The organism is Streptomyces sp. NBC_00989 (assembly GCF_045162655.1).
Taxonomy (GTDB): domain Bacteria; phylum Actinomycetota; class Actinomycetes; order Streptomycetales; family Streptomycetaceae; genus Streptomyces.
Genome location: NZ_CP108728.1, coordinates 7,475,114 through 7,491,097 on the forward strand (window position 1 = coordinate 7,475,114; position 15,984 = coordinate 7,491,097).

Below are 15,984 nucleotides of genomic sequence, written 5' to 3' on the forward strand. Positions count from 1 at the left end.
CTTCTGTCCACCGGACGGGTCCCGGGGCCTTCACACCGGGCCGGTAGGGTCTGCACGCATGGGAGAGCAGGACATGCCTACCGGTCCGGCGAACGACACGACGCGCGGCACGGAGATCCGAATGGCGAACGGCCCGCGCAACAACGGCCCGTCGAACCCCGGCAAGCGCCGACTCGGCGTCATGGGCGGAACGTTCGACCCGATCCACCACGGGCACCTCGTGGCGGCCAGTGAGGTCGCCGCGCAGTTCCACCTGGACGAGGTGATCTTCGTCCCGACCGGTCAGCCGTGGCAGAAGACCGACCGCAAGGTGGCCCTGGCCGAGGACCGCTACCTGATGACGGTGATCGCGACCGCCGAGAACCCCCAGTTCTCGGTGAGCCGTATCGACATCGACCGCGGCGGCCCCACCTACACCACGGACACCCTGCGCGACCTGCGGGCGCTCAACCCCGACGCGGACCTCTTCTTCATCACCGGCGCCGACGCCCTCGGCGCGATCCTGACCTGGCGGGACGCGGAGGAACTGTTCTCCCTCGCGCACTTCATCGGGGTCACCCGCCCCGGCCACACGCTGACCGACCCGGGTCTCCCGGAGGGCGGCGTCTCGCTGATCGAGGTGCCCGCGCTGGCCATCTCCTCGACGGACTGCCGGGCGAGAGTCGCGAAGGGAGATCCCGTCTGGTACCTGGTGCCCGACGGAGTCGTGCGCTATATCGACAAGCGCGAGCTGTACCGCGGCGAGTGAGCCGAGAGGGGCACCGGTGAACGACCGATACGACGCCGGGTACGGCGGCGACCAGTACGAACTGGTCGGCTACGACGAATACAACCAGCCTGTCTACCGGCAGGTCCCGGCCCAGCAGACCCAACAGCCCCCACAGCAGCAGCCGTACGACCCGTACGGGCAGCAACAACAGGGCTACGCCTACGACCCGTACGCAACCGGCACCCAGCAGCAGCCGTCCCCGTACGACACGGGCACGCAGCAGTCTTACGACACCGGCCAGCAGGCGCCCCAGTCCGGCTACGACCCGTACGCCACCGGGACGACGACGGCCTACGACCCCTACGGGCAGACCGCGGCCGGCGGACAGCAGCCCTGGGTCGCCGAGCAGACCGCCTACATCCCGCAGCAGTCCGGGCCGGCCGAGGACACGGAAGCCCCGAAGGCCCCGGACACGGGTGAACGGGACTACCGCACCGAGCAGTTCGCGTTCGTGGAGGAGCCGACCGACGACTCCGAAGACGTCATCGACTGGCTGAACTTCACCGAGAACCGCACCGAGCGCCGCGAGGAGGCCAAACGCCGTGCCCGCGGCCGCATGGTCGCCCTCGTCGTGGTCCTCGCGCTGGTCGCGGCCGGCGGTGTCGGCTACCTCTGGTACGCCGGGAAGCTCCCCGGAGTGTCCACGCCCGCCTCGAAGTCCGGCACGACAACGGCCGAGGGCGCCCAGAACCGCGACGTGATCGTCGTCCACCTGCACAACACCGCGAAGGGCGGCACCTCTTCGGTGCTGCTCGTCGACAACACCACCCTGAAGCAGGGCACCACCGTGCTCCTGCCCAACTCCCTGGCGCTCACGGACGACGACGGCAACACGACGACGCTGGCCAAGTCGGTCGACGACGACGGCACCTCCGGGACCGTCGACCAGCTCAACACGGTCCTCGGCACCGACATCGAGGGCACCTGGCGGCTGGACACCCCCTACCTCCAGAACCTGGTCGACCTCGTCGGCAACATCGACCTCGACACCAACGTCGACGTGCCCGACCCGGACGCCACGAAGAAGAACGCCGCACCCCTCGTCCACAAGGGCAAGGACCAGACCCTCAGCGGCAAGATGGCCGTCGCCTACGCCACCTACCGCGCCTCCGGCGAGGCGCAGAACGCCCAGCTGGAGCGGTTCGGCCAGGTCATGCAGGGCGTCCTGCGCCAGCTGACCTCGGACCCGACGGCGGCGACCACCACCGTGCAGACGCTGGCCCAGATCCTGGACCCGCCCCTCACCGACAAGGACCTCGGCACCTTCCTCGCCAAGCTCGCCGACCTCGCCAAGAGCGGCGACTACAAGACGGCCCTGCTGCCCGTCCAGAACGACGGCACCCTCACCGCGCAGGCCTCGGCCAGCGTCGTCAAGGACATCCTGGGCGGCACCGCGAAGAGCCCCGACGAGGGCTCGGCGGTCCGGGTCGCCGTCCAGAACGCCACCGGCGTCAAGGACGACACCGAGAAGGCCCGCGTCGTCCTCCTCAACGGCGGCTTCACCTTCCTGGAGGCCGGCACGTCGTCCACGGCCTCGGCCACGTCCAAGATCACGTACTCCGACGCGGCCGACAAGGAGAACGCCACCGAGGTCGCCAAGACCCTGGGCCTGCCCACCAGCACCGTGACCAAGGGCACAGTCTCCGCGAACGCGGATGTCTCGGTGATCCTCGGAGAGGACTACAAGCCGTCGTCGTCATCATGACGACGACCTGGTGGCCGGGTGACGGAGAGCATGCCCCGGAGGCCGGAGCCGGTGTCCCGACCGGCCTCCGGGGCATGATCCGTTATTCACGTGGGGTGCCGTCCGCGGTCCGTGAGACCCTTGAGGTCTGTTGACCGCCGACCGAAAGCCGCGTAGTGACCGCCACTGACCGCTCCATCGAGCTCATCTCCGCCGCCGCCCAGGCGGCCGCCGACAAGCTCGCGCACGACATCATCGCCTACGACGTCAGCGACGTGCTGTCGATCACGGACGCCTTCCTGCTGGCCTCCGCTCCCAACGACCGTCAGGTCAAGTCGATCGTCGACGAGATCGAGGAGCGGCTGAACAAGGAGCTCGGCGCCAAGCCGGTGCGCCGCGAGGGCGACCGTGACGCCCGCTGGATCCTGCTCGACTACGTCGACATCGTCGTCCACGTCCAGCACAGCGAGGAGCGTGTCTTCTACGCCCTGGAGCGGCTGTGGAAGGACTGCCCCGAGCTGGAGATCCCGGCCGAGGCCAAGGCCACCCGCGGCAAGGCTGCCGAGCACGCCAAGCTGCAGGCCGAGGAGGACACCTCCGAGTTCGGGGAGGTGCGGTGACCGCCGGGGCAGACGGCCGCAAGGCGGGCCGGGGCCGCCGCGTCATCCTGTGGCGGCACGGCCAGACCGCGTGGAACGTGGAGCGCCGCTTCCAGGGCACCACGGACGTCGAGCTCACCGAGACCGGCATCGGCCAGGCCCGCCGCGCGGCCCGGCTGCTGGCCTCCCTCGAGCCGGACGCGATCGTCGCCTCCGATCTGAAGCGGGCGGCGAACACGGCCGCCGAGCTGGCCGCCCTCAGCGACCTCGACGTCACCCACGACGAGGGCCTGCGGGAGACCTACGCGGGCGTCTGGCAGGGGCTGACGCACGAGGAGATCATCGCCCGCCACGGCGAGGAGTACGCCGCGTGGAAGCGCGGGGAGCCGGTGCGCCGCGGCGGCGGCGAGCTGGAGACCGAGGTCGCCGACCGGGCCGCCCCCGTCGTGCTGCGGCACGCCGAGAAGCTGCCCGAGGACGGCACCCTCGTGGTGGTCAGCCACGGCGGCACGATCCGCACCACCATCGGGCGTCTGCTCGGTCTGGAGTCCCAGCACTGGGAGAGTCTCGGCGGCCTCTCCAACTGCTGCTGGTCCGTCCTCGGCGAGGGCGCCCGCGGCTGGCGCCTGCTGGAACACAACGCCGGCACGCTCCCGGAACCGGTGCTCGGCGACGACGACTGAGCGGCCCTCCAGGGCCCCGACCCCGGATTTCACTTTCCGGCAGGTCGCAGGCTAAAGTTCTTCTTGTTCGCCCGCCGAGCGGGAAGAACGCAAGGGGCTATAGCTCAGTTGGTAGAGCGCCTGCATGGCATGCAGGAGGTCAGGAGTTCAATTCTCCTTAGCTCCACAGATCGACACTCTTGAGTTGTCAAAGATCGAGAGTCGTCCACGATCGAATCGATGAGATCCCATCCCTTTCAGGGGTGGGATCTTTTCGTCGCTGTCAGCGCCTCCGTGCGCAGCCGAGTCTCCTCGTCGGCCGGGGTGTAGACCACGATCCGGCATTCCGGCATGCCGTTGATCGACAACGACACCGACGTCATCCGCATCTCGCCCACCGCCGCGTGCCGGAACGTCTTCACCCGCCGCCCCGGCTCCGCCACGTCCCCGCTCCTCCACAGCCGCGCGAAGAGCGGACTCGCCGCCGACAGCCCGCGTATGAACTCCTCCCAGGCGGGCTCGCCGGTATGCACCCCGTAGGCGGAGCGCAGCGTCGCCACCATCACCGGCAGCTCCGTCTCCCGGTACAGCAGCGGACACTCCTCCTCCGGCACCGTGAACAGCTTCCACAGCGCGTTCGGCATCGGGCCCGGCGGCAGCGGCTCCAGCCAGAACACCGTCCGGTAGGGGGAGTTGGTGGCGAGGATGTCGTACCGCGAGTTGTAGACCACCGCAGGGCGTGGCTCCAGGGCGTCGAGGATGCCCTGGACCTCCGGCCCCACCGTCTGCGCGAGCGCTTCCGGAGGATGCGCGTACGGCACCTCGGCCAGGTGGTACAGATGCTCGCGCTCCGGCGCGTCGAGCCGGAGCGTGCGCGCCACGGCGTCCAGCACCTGCGCGGACGCGTTGATCGGGCGCCCCTGTTCGAGCCACGTGTACCAGGTGACGCCCACTCCGGAGAGCTGCGCGACCTCCTCGCGGCGCAGTCCCGGCGTACGGCGTCGAAAACCCGGCGGCATGCCGACGTCGTGCGGTGTCACCCGGGCGCGCCTGCTGCGCAGAAACGCGGCCAGCTCGGGCCGGCGGCGCTGTGTCGTCCCCATCCCCATCGTCACATCCCCCATGTTCGACGCCCGGCCTGGTCCCTGCCAGGTGCTGCCGGTACCAGCATCAGCGGGCTCTCGGCACCCGTACCGGAGCGCCCCCACGCTCGACGGCATGACGACGACACCCCGTACGGAACCGGATTCCGCACCCGTTCCGACTCCTGCCACCAGTAAAGACCCCGGCACTGACAATCGCCGCGGGCCGATGCTCGCGGTGCTGCTCGCGGCCCTCTTCATGGCGCTGCTCGACGTGTTCATCGTGAACGTCGCCGCCCCCACCATCGGCACCGAACTCCACGCGTCCGGCGCCGACTTGCAGCTGGTGATCGCCGGATACACCATCACGTACTCGGTGTTGCTGATCACCGGCGCCCGGCTCGGCGACCGGTTCGGTCACGCCCGGGTGCACCTCGCCGGGCTCGCCCTCTTCACCGCCGCCTCGCTCACCTGCGGCCTGGCCCAGGGCTCGACCGAGCTGATCGTGTTCCGGCTGATCCAGGGGTCCGGCTCGGCGCTGATGATCCCTCAGGTGCTCAGCCTGATCCAGCGGAACTTCGTCGGCGAGGCCCGGATGCGGGCGCTCGGCGTCTACTCGGCGGTCATCGCCGTCGGCGCCGCGGCCGGGCAGATCCTCGGCGGTGTCCTCGTCAGCGCCGACCTGTTCGGCACGAGCTGGCGGCCGGTGTTCCTCGTCAACGTGCCCGTGGGCGTCGTACTCCTGTTCCTCGGCAGGCGCGTCCTGCCGAGGAACGGCGGGGCGGAGCCGGAGCGGGCGCGGGCCTTCGACGTGCCGGGGCTGGTGCTGCTCGCCTCGGCGGTCTCGCTGCTGACGGTGCCGCTGGTGCTGGGGCAGGAGGAGGGCTGGCCGCTGTGGTCGTGGCTGTCGCTGATCGCGGCGGCCGTCCTCTTCACGTCGTTCTGCGTGTACGAGTCCCGGCTCGCGCGGCGCGGGGGAGCGCCGCTGATCGCGCCGCGTGTGCTGCGTCACCCGGGCATGGGTCTCGCCGTCTTCCGGATCCTGGCGGTCATGGCCGTCAACGCCGGTTTCCTGTTCGCGCTCACCCTGCACGTCCAGGGCGGCCTCGGCTTCAGCGCGCTGCGTGCCGGTCTCACCTTCGCGCCGACGGCGGTCGTCTTCGGGGCGGTCGGGCTGACCTGGCGGAGGTGGCCGGCGGCCTGGCAGCGGGCGCTGACCCCGCTCGGTTTCCTGATCACGATCCCGGCCGTCACGGGAGTCGGCCTGGCGTTCGAAGGCGGCGACCGCGGCGGGGCCGTACTGTACGTGGCGTACGTCGGTGTGGGGGCCGGGCTCGCGCTCGCCTTCAGCCCGACGCTGACCCGGGCCCTCGCGACGGTGCGGCCCGAGGACGCGGCGGACGCCAGCGGTTTGCTCTCCACGGTCGCGCAGCTGGGTCAGCTGATCGGGGTCGCGGTTTTCGGCACACTGTTCTTGAACCGGCTTGAGTCACTTGGGGCCCCGGGGGCGTATACCTCTGCGGAGGCGCTTTTGGCGTGCATGTTCGCGCTGGCGGGGACGGCCGCGGTGGGTGCCGTGTCCGGACTGGTACTGAGGCGTCGCTGACCGTATTGGTCCGGCCGTGGCAGAATCAAACGGCCGGAGGGGGCGCGGCCCGACGGGAGGGAGTAGCGATGCCTGCGAGCATCATCGAGGAGGTCGACCACCTCTTCGATGCGGCGTTGATACGGGATACGATCACCCGCCTGAGCTGCCCTTCCTGCGGTTCCGCCCACGTGGCCCAAGTCCTCGGTGACAACGGCGGAGTTTCCTACGTGTGCACGGCCTGCGGCCACAGCTGGAGCTGATCGATGGGTGCACACAGGCGAAAGTGCGACTGGTGCGGCAGTGGGACGCCGATCGTCCGTGACATGGAACCGGTGAATCCCGACTACCAGTACTGGTGCGAGGAGTGCGCGCGGGCGCTGATCATAAAAGGCGACCCGATCGAGACGTACCGCGAACTCGAGGGTGAGCCGATCTACGGTCGACTCCTGGAAGAGCACTGCACATTGAAACGGTTCTATTCGTTCGTCACCGCTTGACTCCGGCCGGGGCCCCGCGAGGAGGTCCCGGCGATCACGGTCACGACCACGGGGACGGAAACGATTTGGTGGTGAACCGGGTCCACCGGTAATGTTGGCGTCGCCGCCGGGGAGACCCGGTAGCACACCGCACGGGGCTATAGCTCAGTTGGTAGAGCGCCTGCATGGCATGCAGGAGGTCAGGAGTTCAATTCTCCTTAGCTCCACAGAAGTCGAAGGCGGGTCATCCCACAAGATGACCCGCCTTCGGTGTGTTCAGGGGGAGTTGGTGCCGTTCATGGAGCAGCGGGCCGCCCCTTCTTAAGAAGAGGGCGGCCCGCTGCTCGTGTGCTCAGCGGCCGAGGGCCCGCCGGCCGCGGCCCTGGGAGAGGACCGGCAGGTTGCGGGCCGGGCCCTTGTCCCGCGCGGTCTCCTCCTCCAGGCGCAGGGCGAGCGCCGGGCAACGGCGCACCGCGCGGAGCGCCTTCGCCTCCGCGTACCGCGGCACCTGGGCCTGCGCGACGGTGGGGAAGCCGTCCGCGCCGAGTTCGAAGACCTCCGGGAGGATGTCCGCGCACAGACCGTGGCCCCGGCACAGCGTCCAGTCGACGTAGATCTTCTGACGGCTGGGACCGTTGTCCTCGGGCTCCGCGCCGCTCGTGATGCCCGCGGGGAGCTGGCCGCCCTCGAAGAGCGGCAGAACGCCCTCCACGGGCCTTCCGCAGCCATTTCCGAGGACGTGGGCGGCGAGGTCGTCCGTGAACGCCTTGATGGTCGACTCCAGGAACATCGCGGAGCCGTCCGGGTGCGAGCAAGCACCGCGCCGCTTCACGGCCTTGGCGACCTGCTTGAGCGCCTCCAGGGCGGCCGGGCCGCCGCCGTTGAGGATGTCCTCCATGCCGCGCGCGGCGGCCGGCAGACCGAGGTAGCAGGGACCACATTGTCCCGCGCTCTCGTCGGCGAGCCACTGGGCCACGCGCAGTGACTCGCCCAGCGGGCAGGTCTCCTGGGTGATCGGCATGATGGCGCCCGCGCCGAGCGCACCGCCCACCGCGTCCAGGGAGTTGCGGGAGACGATCGCCTCGTTGACCGTCGCCGCGTCGATCCACTTGCCGTGGTAACCGCCCGTCAGCACACCCTGGGGGACCGGCGGGGCGCCGGCCAACTGCAGGACGTAGCGCAGCGGTACGCCTGTGGGGACCTCGATCACCATGGGGCGCGCGACCGCTCCGGAGACCGTGAGCATGACGGTGCCGGGCTCGTCGTAGAGGCCGGTGTTGCCGTAGCGCTCGGGGCCGATGCGGGCGGCGATGGCGAGTTGGGCGAACGTCTCGGCGTTCGACAGCAGGGTGGGGACGCCGCCGACGCCGTTCTGGGAGGCGCTGACCTTGCGGCCGGGCGGGATCGCCGGGCCGCCGTCGATCGAGCGGATCAGCGACGCGGCGGCGCCGGTGACCATGCGGACCGGGTTGCGCTGGACGAACGCCTTCAGGGCCGAGCGGCGGGTGTTGCTCAGGCCGCGCTCGGAGAGTGCGGCCTCCATGGAGCGCTGCGTCGACTCACGGGTGACCCCCACCACGAGCGTGCGGGCACCCAGGGCCTCGGCGACCAGCAGCGCGCCGTCCAGGATGAGGTGCGGGGCACGGTTGATGAGCACCGTGTCCTTGCGGCAGGCCGGCTCGTCCTCGCTGCCGTTGACGACGACGACCGGTCGTACACCGCGCTTGATCGCCGCTTCGGCGACCGAGCGCAGCTTCTTGTGGAAGGGGAAGCCCGCGCCGCCGCGGCCCTTCAGGTTGATGGCCTCGGAGAGCTTCGCGAGCTGCTCCCCGCCCATCGGTTCGAGCGGCCCATGCACCTTCAGGTGCATGGGCAGGTCGAGTCTCTCGACAAGGTCGAAGCCAGACGTGAGCTGCGGAAGCCCGACCACGCGGACTTCTGGGACGTCGGGCAGGGCCTCGTTCACCTATAGCCTCCGGAAGGCGTGTTCCAAGGTTCGCCCGAGCCGCCCTGCGCGTCGAAGTCGTACGACGTGTTGGGCGTTTGATCAGTGGCGGGACCGCTGTTGTACGTGTCATTGGGGTTGTACGTACCGGAGGCACCGTTCGACTCACCGGTGTCGTACACATATCCCTCGCCGTACCCGCCCGTGTTCGCGTTGTTGTTGTACGTGGGGATGTTGTACCCGGTGTCCTGGAGCGGGTCGTACGCCGACGGGGGCGCCTCGCCGACCGGCGGCGGCGACGGGACCGGCCAGCTTCCGGAGGTACTGCCGCCGTTGTCCGCGCGCGGGACCGCCTGCGTGTTCTGCATGTCCATCGGCACGTTCATGCGCGAGGTCTGGTCGGTGATGAACGGCATCTGACCGGTGGACTCCGGCGTGGCGGTGCGGTAGGCGGCCGCGAAACTGTTCGTGTCGGGCTCCGGGGTCATGGACCTCGTCTCGTACGCGCCGGCGGGGTCCACGCGCGGCATCGACCCGGTCTCGGTGAACGAGGGCTGCTGCGAGGCCCGTCGGCCCTCGGCAGGGCGTCGGCTCTCGTAGCCCGGCAGCCCGGACTCGGCCACGCGGCCGCGGCTCGCGTCGAGTTCGTCGAGACCCGGCCGCTCCTCGTTGCCCAGGAGCCTGGCGACCTTGTCGGCGAACTGGCGCTTGAACGGGCGGGGCGCCGAGCGCAGGGCGAGGGCGGCGGCGACCCCGACCAGGCACAGCTCGTACGAGATCATGAAGAACGGCTTCGCCGCGCGGCCCGCGAACAGGCCGTGGACCAGCGCCGCGCACCAGGCCGGGTAGGCCAGCATGTGCATCGCGCGCCAGCGGGCGGCGACCGGCGCGGGGGACGCGAACTGGTTGCGCAGGGCGCCGGTGATGCCCACGAAGATCATCAGCAGGCCGCCGAGCGAGCCGAGGCCGATGAGCCCGGCGCTGCCCTTCACGCCGAGGCTGAAGGGGATCAGCGCGGCGATCAGGACGGTGTGGTCGAGCGCCAGCTTGACCGTGATGTGCACCACGAGGAACGCGATCGAGCCGACGGCGGTCACCCGGTGGATGCCCTGCGCCACGATCCGCTGGCGGATGTTGAGGATGACCCGGTCCTGGGCGACGAGCCCCCAGATCACCGAGCAGGAGAGGGAGACGAGCGAGAGAACGCCCGCACCGAAGTTGAGGAAGTCCTGTACCTGGCTGCCTCCGGCCAGCACGAACACGGGTATGAAGATCAGGACGACGAGGCTCACCACGCCATAGGCCGAGCGGCCCGGCTTGGGGAGCGAACTGGTACTACGACGAGCGTTCATGGGGGCAACTCCGAGCAGTATCGGGAAAGCGGTCCCGCTGCCGAACTCTAAGTGGCTCCATACCGGTGGGTACGAGGTTTGAGTTATTGCGTTGTTATCAAACGACAATGCGCTTGCTGTGATGTCCCGTAGTGGGTGGTACGCGAAGGTAATCCTTGAACCGGGGTCAGTCCACGCCGGTGTGGACAGGGTGCCAAGGGTGATACGGAAGCGCGTCGCGTTGTGCTCAAGGGCTGCGGTACTCTGACGCCATGCGTGCCGTACGCCTTCTGCTTAGCGAGCCGCGCTGATCAGTCCCGACCACCGGTGAACGGTGAGGTCGGAATCGGCGCGGCGTCCCCTCCTGTGCGAGGGGATTTTTCATTTGGTGGATGTCACAGCGTGGACGTCACACCCTGAATGTCGCAGCCGCTGGCAGAGACGATCGATGGAGCTTTGAGGATCATGAGCGAGACGAACCCCGCTGCCGCCGCCGAGGTGGTCGCCCCGCACCGCTACACGGCCGCCATGGCCGCGGACATCGAGGCACGCTGGCAGGACTTCTGGGACGCCGAAGGCACCTACGAGGCGCCGAACCCGACCGGTGACCTGGCCGGCGACCCCGAACTGGCCGCCCGCCCCAAGAAGTTCATCATGGACATGTTCCCGTACCCCTCCGGTGCGGGCCTGCACGTCGGCCACCCCCTGGGCTACATCGCCACCGATGTGTTCGCCCGGTTCCAGCGGATGACCGGCCACAACGTGCTGCACACCCTGGGCTTCGACGCCTTCGGCCTGCCCGCCGAGCAGCACGCCGTCCAGACCGGCGAGCACCCCAGGATCACCACCCTGGCCGCCATCACCAACATGAAGTCCCAGCTGCGCGCGCTGGGCCTGGGCCACGACAAGCGCCGGTCGTTCGCCACGATCGACCCCGGGTACTACAAGTGGACCCAGTGGATCTTCCTGCAGATCTTCAACTCCTGGTACGACGACGAGGCCGACACGGCCCGCCCGATCGCCGAGCTGATCGCCCAGTTCGAGACCGGTGAGCGTGCCGTACCGGGACACACGCGCGCGTGGCACGAGCTGAGCGCCACCGAACGTGCTGACGTCCTGAGCGAGTTCCGCCTGGCGTACGCCTCCGACGCGCCCGTCAACTGGTGCCCCGGCCTGGGCACCGTGCTGGCCAACGAGGAGGTCACCGCCGACGGCCGCTCCGAGCGCGGCAACTTCCCCGTCTTCAAGGCCAAGCTGCGCCAGTGGAACATGCGCATCACCGCCTACGCCGACCGGCTGCTGGCGGACCTGGAGGAGCTGGACTGGCCCGAGGCCATCAAGCTGCAGCAGCGCAACTGGATCGGCCGCTCCGAGGGCGCCCGCGTCGACTTCCCCGTGGACGGCGAGAACATCACCGTCTTCACCACCCGCCCGGACACCCTGTTCGGCGCGAGCTACATGGTGCTGGCGCCCGAGCACCCGCTGGTCGACAAGTTCACGCCGGGAGCCTGGCCCGAGGGCACGCGCGACGCGTGGACCGGCGGCCACGCCACCCCGGCGGAGGCCGTCGCCGCGTACCGCGCGCAGGCCGGCACCAAGTCCGACGTGGAGCGGCAGACCGAGGCCAAGGAGAAGACCGGCGTCTTCACCGGCGCGTTCGCGACCAACCCGGTCAACGGCGAGCGGCTGCCCGTCTTCATCGCCGACTACGTGCTGATGGGCTACGGCACCGGCGCGATCATGGCCGTCCCGTGCGGCGACCAGCGCGACTTCGACTTCGCGCGCGCCTTCGAGCTGCCGATCAACTGCATCGTCGAGCCGACCGACGGCCGCGGCACTGACACGTCCACGTGGGAGGACGCCTTCGGGTCGTACGACGCGAAGATCATCAACTCCTCGAACGACGACATCTCCCTGGACGGCCTGCCCGTGGCCGAGGCCAAGGCCCGCATCACGGAGTGGCTGGCCCGCAAGGGCATCGGCGAGGGCACCGTCAACTTCCGTCTGCGTGACTGGCTGTTCAGCCGCCAGCGCTACTGGGGCGAGCCCTTCCCGATCGTCTACGACGAGGACGGCATCGCGCACTCGCTGCCCGAGTCGATGCTGCCCCTGGAGCTGCCGGAGGTCGAGGACTACTCGCCGCGCACCTTCGACCCGGACGACGCGAACACGTCCCCGGAGACGCCCCTGTCCCGCAACGAGGACTGGGTCGCCGTCACCCTGGACCTGGGCGACGGCCGCGGCCCCCAGAAGTACCGCCGCGAGACCAACACCATGCCGAACTGGGCCGGTTCCTGCTGGTACGAGCTGCGCTACCTGGACCCGCACAACGACCAGAAGCTGGTCGACCCGGCCATCGAGCAGTACTGGATGGGCCCCCGCGCGGGCATGCCGCACGGCGGCGTCGACCTGTACGTCGGCGGCGCCGAGCACGCCGTACTGCACCTGCTGTACGCGCGCTTCTGGTCCAAGGTGCTGTTCGACCTGGGGCACATCTCGTCCCCGGAGCCGTTCCACAAGCTGTTCAACCAGGGCATGATCCAGGCCTACGTCTACCGGGACAGCCGGGGCTTCCCGGTGCCGGCCGCCGAGGTGGAGGAGCGCGACGGCGCCTACTTCCACCAGGGCGAGAAGGTCTCCCGGCTGCTGGGCAAGATGGGCAAGTCCCTGAAGAACGCGGTCACTCCGGACGAGATCTGCGACGAGTACGGCGCCGACACCCTGCGCCTGTACGAGATGGCCATGGGTCCGCTGGACGTGTCCCGGCCGTGGGACACGCGCGCGGTGGTGGGCCAGTACCGGCTGCTGCAGCGGCTGTGGCGCAACGTCGTGGACGAGGCGACCGGTGAGGTCACGGTCGCCGACGTCGAGGACGCCGATATCGACGTGGCCACGCTGCGTGCCCTGCACAAGGCGATCGACGGTGTCCGTCAGGACCTGCAGGGGCTGCGCTTCAACACGGCCATCGCCAAGATCACCGAGCTGAACAACCAGCTGACCAAGGCGGGCGGCGCGGTGCCACGCTCGGTCGCCGAGTCGCTGGTGCTGCTGATCGCGCCGCTGGCCCCGCACATCGCCGAGGAGCTGTGGCGCAAGCTGGGCCGCACCGACACGGTGGTCCACCAGGACTTCCCGGTCGCCGACCCGGCGTACGTCGTGGACGAGAGCGTGACCTGCGTCGTGCAGATCAAGGGCAAGGTCAAGGCACGGCTGGAGGTCTCGCCGACGATCTCCGAGGCCGAGCTGGAGAAGGTCGCGCTGGCCGACGAGAAGGTCGTCGCCGCGCTGGAGGGCGCGGGCATCCGCAAGGTCATCGTGCGGGCGCCGAAGCTGGTGAACATCGTTCCGGCGTAGTCGGTAGTTCGGTAGTTGACAGTCGATGTCGGCAGGCCTTGTCGGCATGGCCTTTCGACGCGCCGGGGCGCGTGCCTCGGGGTAGTCCCCTACGGGCAGGTTCGGGGTTCTTGTGGAACTCCGGACCTGCCCTTTGCGTTTACCGTTGAAGAGCGGCGCGGCGTGTGCCGCCCGGAGCCGGTGGAGGAGCGTTGGAAGCCGTGATCGCAGTCTTCGCCCTTCTCTTCCTGCTGTTCGTGGTCGTGGGCGGCTATGCGGCGGTCAAGGCGGTCGGTGCGGCCAAGCGCGGTGTCGACCGCACGGTCGCGCAGGCCCGGCGCTCGGTCGAGGACCACACCCTGCGCGCCAAGTCCTTCGCCCAGCCCGGACCGCAGGGACAGGTGGCCCAACTCCGGCTCGCGCTGCGCACGTCGATGCGCGCGACCCAGGACGCGCTGCACGCGGGCGTGACCGAGGACGAGTCACTCAAGGAGTCCCTGGGCCTCTTCGAGCGGCTCAGCGCGCACGGCCGTGAACTCGACGGTGAGCTCAGGCGCCTGGAGTCCGAGCCGGACCGCAGGAGCCTCGCCGAGCGGCTGCCCGCCCTGCGCGAGCGCACCGAGCGCATCACGAAGTCGGCGGACTCGCTGCGCTGGGCGGCCCGCGACCGCGCCGGCCGCTTCGCGGAGGACGACCTGGACACGCTGAGCGCCCAGATAGACATGGAGGCCGGTGCCCTGCGGCACTGGACGAAGTCGGAGCCCACGACACCTCCGTGGCCCGAGGCTCCGCCCGCCGACGCCACGGCGGGCCGGCAGACCTGGCCGGAGCCCCCGCGTTCCCGTCCCGCCGCCGAGGAGCCCGCCCCGTCCGCCATCACCCCGCTGGGACGGCGCCCCAGCTACCCCTGGCAGAAGAAACCCCGTCCCGAGAGCACGACTTGATCGGGCGGCACGGTGTGAGGGCGCGGGACTGTGTGAGTGTGCGGCATGGCGTGCGCGTGCGGCATGGTGTGATCCGGCCGGTTCCGGCCCAGGTGAGAGGGGTCGGGCTGCCGCCCGGCCGCTACGGCAGGTAACCTCCAGCTCATGTCCCGCCATGTCGCGATCGTCACCGATTCAACGGCCTACCTGCCGCCGCTGACGATGGAGCGCCACGGCATCACAGCGGTGCCGCTGACCGTGGTCCTGGGCGACCGGGCGCTCGAAGAGGGCACCGAGATCTCCACCCGCTCGCTGGCGCAGGCCTTGCAGAAGCGCCGCCCGGTCACCACCTCGCGCCCCAGCCCCCAGCTCTTCGCGGAGACCTACCGCAAGGTCGCCGAGTCCGGCGCCACCGGCATCGTCTCCCTCCATCTCTCCGCCGAACTCTCGGGCACCTACGACGCGGCGGTCGTCGCCGCGCGCGAGGCACCGGTGCCGGTACGGGTCGTTGACACCGGGATGGTCGCGATGGCCCTCGGCTTCTGCGCACTCGCCGCGGCCGAGACGGCGGAGGCGGGCGGCACGGTGGACGAGGCGGTCACGGCCGCGGAGAAGCGGGCCGCCGGCACCTCCGCCTACTTCTACGTCGACACCCTCGACTATCTGCGCCGGGGCGGCCGTATCGGCGCCGCGCAGGCTCTGTTGGGCTCCGCGCTCGCCGTGAAACCGCTGCTCCAGCTGGAGGGCGGGCGCATCGAACTCCTGGAGAAGGTACGGACGGCGTCGAAGGCGATCGCCCGTCTTGAGGAGCTCGCGGCCGACCGGGCGGGCAGTGCGCAGGTCGACATCGCCGTCCATCATCTCTCCGCGCCTGAGCGGGCGTCGGCGCTCGCGGACCGGTTGCGGGTGCGCGTGCCGGGGCTGGCCGATCTGCATGTGAGTGAGGTCGGGGCGGTGATCGGGGCGCATACCGGGCCTGGGTTGTTGGGGGCTGTGGTTTCGCCTCGGTGACGGGGTCTGTCGGGGGTGGGGTTCGCTGGGGTGGCGGCGCTCTAGGGCGGTGTCTCGGGCCGGTACCTGGGCCGGTGCTTGGACCGGTGCCTTGGGCGGGTGACGCTCGTGTGGGTGACGGAGTTATCCACAACTGGGCGGTCGTCCCCGGGAATTGACCAAGATCATCGTGAAGTCGCGGAATGTCCGATCCTCGGCGCATGGCACTTCGATCACGCTCACACACAGCGACTGCGACCAGCGGCCCGGGCCGCCCCCCGTCCTCCGACGGCCGAACTCGGCATCGCCGCACGCCTGTACGGGGGCGGGCACATCGGCAGGCTTCGGCGGAGGAACTTCGGCGACGGGCGGAACTGCTCTTCGGTGAACCTGGTGAAGGTGGTGAACGCGCGGGGGAGCGGGGGGAGTTGGGGAATGGGCCGCCGGGTGGCGGTGGCGGTGGCGGTGGCGGTGGCCGTGGCGCTGGTGGTGCGGGCGGGGGTGAGGCTGTAGGCCCTCCTGTTCTGCCGGTGGCTGAGGTGAGGGGGCGGGCTGCTCCGTCTGTGTCGCCTGTGGCTGTGCCGCCTGTGGTCAGGGCGGCG

Annotated in this window: 14 protein-coding genes and 2 tRNA genes; 13 read left to right on the top strand and 3 right to left on the bottom strand. The window is 70.0% G+C overall.

Annotated features, from left to right (window positions below):
- Nucleotides 1-58 precede the first annotated feature (58 nt).
- From nadD to OG714_RS33365, 5 genes are all read left to right on the top strand, one after another.
- Nucleotides 59-748: a nicotinate-nucleotide adenylyltransferase gene (nadD, locus tag OG714_RS33345; RefSeq protein WP_026151393.1), complete on the top strand. Its 690-nt coding sequence runs from the start codon at nucleotides 59-61 to the stop codon at nucleotides 746-748.
- Nucleotides 749-764: 16 nt separating this feature from the next.
- Complete coding sequence (locus tag OG714_RS33350) at nucleotides 765-2,474, top strand: LCP family protein (RefSeq protein ID WP_406126593.1); 1,710 nt, start codon at nucleotides 765-767, stop codon at nucleotides 2,472-2,474.
- 155 nt (nucleotides 2,475-2,629) lie between these two features.
- On the top strand, nucleotides 2,630-3,073 hold the full coding sequence (rsfS, locus tag OG714_RS33355) for a ribosome silencing factor (protein WP_406126594.1): 444 nt from the start codon (nucleotides 2,630-2,632) through the stop codon (nucleotides 3,071-3,073).
- The gene (locus OG714_RS33360) at nucleotides 3,070-3,735 is read left to right on the top strand and encodes a histidine phosphatase family protein (RefSeq protein ID WP_406126596.1); all 666 of its coding nucleotides are present in this window, start codon (nucleotides 3,070-3,072) and stop codon (nucleotides 3,733-3,735) included. The genes rsfS and OG714_RS33360 overlap by 4 nt, the downstream gene beginning before the upstream one ends.
- A gap of 93 nt (nucleotides 3,736-3,828) precedes the next feature.
- A tRNA-Ala gene (locus tag OG714_RS33365) sits at nucleotides 3,829-3,901 on the top strand.
- Nucleotides 3,902-3,971: 70 nt separating this feature from the next.
- On the opposite strand, the gene OG714_RS33370 is transcribed toward OG714_RS33365, so the two are convergent.
- On the bottom strand, nucleotides 3,972-4,817 hold the full coding sequence (locus OG714_RS33370) for a helix-turn-helix transcriptional regulator (protein WP_406126597.1): 846 nt from the start codon (nucleotides 4,815-4,817) through the stop codon (nucleotides 3,972-3,974).
- 208 nt (nucleotides 4,818-5,025) lie between these two features.
- Between OG714_RS33370 and OG714_RS33375 the strand changes: the two genes are divergently transcribed.
- From OG714_RS33375 to OG714_RS33390, 4 genes are all read left to right on the top strand, one after another.
- On the top strand, nucleotides 5,026-6,402 hold the full coding sequence (locus OG714_RS33375) for an MFS transporter (RefSeq protein WP_406132050.1): 1,377 nt from the start codon (nucleotides 5,026-5,028) through the stop codon (nucleotides 6,400-6,402).
- A 68-nt stretch (nucleotides 6,403-6,470) separates the two neighbouring features.
- On the top strand, nucleotides 6,471-6,644 hold the full coding sequence (locus tag OG714_RS33380) for a hypothetical protein (RefSeq protein WP_019063265.1): 174 nt from the start codon (nucleotides 6,471-6,473) through the stop codon (nucleotides 6,642-6,644).
- Nucleotides 6,645-6,647: 3 nt separating this feature from the next.
- The gene (locus OG714_RS33385; RefSeq protein WP_003976229.1) at nucleotides 6,648-6,881 is read left to right on the top strand and encodes a hypothetical protein; all 234 of its coding nucleotides are present in this window, start codon (nucleotides 6,648-6,650) and stop codon (nucleotides 6,879-6,881) included.
- A gap of 133 nt (nucleotides 6,882-7,014) precedes the next feature.
- Nucleotides 7,015-7,087 (top strand) — tRNA-Ala (locus OG714_RS33390).
- Between the two features lie 125 nt (nucleotides 7,088-7,212).
- Here OG714_RS33390 and OG714_RS33395 read toward each other — a convergent pair.
- Both OG714_RS33395 and OG714_RS33400 read right to left on the bottom strand, forming a co-directional pair.
- Complete coding sequence (locus OG714_RS33395) at nucleotides 7,213-8,826, bottom strand: NADH-ubiquinone oxidoreductase-F iron-sulfur binding region domain-containing protein (RefSeq protein ID WP_406126600.1); 1,614 nt, start codon at nucleotides 8,824-8,826, stop codon at nucleotides 7,213-7,215.
- On the bottom strand, nucleotides 8,823-10,157 hold the full coding sequence (locus OG714_RS33400; RefSeq protein WP_406126602.1) for a cytochrome b/b6 domain-containing protein: 1,335 nt from the start codon (nucleotides 10,155-10,157) through the stop codon (nucleotides 8,823-8,825). The genes OG714_RS33395 and OG714_RS33400 overlap by 4 nt, the downstream gene beginning before the upstream one ends.
- 444 nt (nucleotides 10,158-10,601) lie before the next feature.
- Between OG714_RS33400 and leuS the strand changes: the two genes are divergently transcribed.
- The 4 genes from leuS (at nucleotide 10,602) to OG714_RS33420 (ending at nucleotide 15,895) form a co-directional block, all read left to right on the top strand.
- Nucleotides 10,602-13,490: a leucine--tRNA ligase gene (gene leuS / locus OG714_RS33405; protein WP_406126604.1), complete on the top strand. Its 2,889-nt coding sequence runs from the start codon at nucleotides 10,602-10,604 to the stop codon at nucleotides 13,488-13,490.
- 191 nt (nucleotides 13,491-13,681) lie between these two features.
- On the top strand, nucleotides 13,682-14,413 hold the full coding sequence (locus OG714_RS33410) for a hypothetical protein (protein WP_406126606.1): 732 nt from the start codon (nucleotides 13,682-13,684) through the stop codon (nucleotides 14,411-14,413).
- A gap of 144 nt (nucleotides 14,414-14,557) precedes the next feature.
- Nucleotides 14,558-15,403, top strand: a complete 846-nt coding sequence (locus OG714_RS33415; protein ID WP_366437232.1) for a DegV family protein — start codon at nucleotides 14,558-14,560, stop codon at nucleotides 15,401-15,403.
- Nucleotides 15,404-15,766: 363 nt separating this feature from the next.
- A complete protein-coding gene (locus OG714_RS33420) occupies nucleotides 15,767-15,895 on the top strand; it encodes a hypothetical protein (RefSeq protein WP_406126608.1) in 129 nt (42 codons plus the stop codon).
- Nucleotides 15,896-15,984 lie beyond the last annotated feature (89 nt).

Excerpts from the sequence above, each read along its gene's own strand:
- nadD (WP_026151393.1), top strand. The coding sequence starts at position 59 with ATGGGAGAGCAGGACATGCCTACCGGTCCGGCGAACGACACGACGCGC.
- OG714_RS33370 (WP_406126597.1), bottom strand. The coding sequence starts at position 4,817 with ATGGGGACGACACAGCGCCGCCGGCCCGAGCTGGCCGCGTTTCTGCGC.
- OG714_RS33375 (WP_406132050.1), top strand. The coding sequence starts at position 5,026 with ATGCTCGCGGTGCTGCTCGCGGCCCTCTTCATGGCGCTGCTCGACGTG.
- OG714_RS33380 (WP_019063265.1), top strand. The coding sequence starts at position 6,471 with ATGCCTGCGAGCATCATCGAGGAGGTCGACCACCTCTTCGATGCGGCG.
- OG714_RS33385 (WP_003976229.1), top strand. The coding sequence starts at position 6,648 with ATGGGTGCACACAGGCGAAAGTGCGACTGGTGCGGCAGTGGGACGCCG.
- OG714_RS33400 (WP_406126602.1), bottom strand. The coding sequence starts at position 10,157 with ATGAACGCTCGTCGTAGTACCAGTTCGCTCCCCAAGCCGGGCCGCTCG.
- leuS (WP_406126604.1), top strand. The coding sequence starts at position 10,602 with ATGAGCGAGACGAACCCCGCTGCCGCCGCCGAGGTGGTCGCCCCGCAC.
- OG714_RS33415 (WP_366437232.1), top strand. The coding sequence starts at position 14,558 with ATGTCCCGCCATGTCGCGATCGTCACCGATTCAACGGCCTACCTGCCG.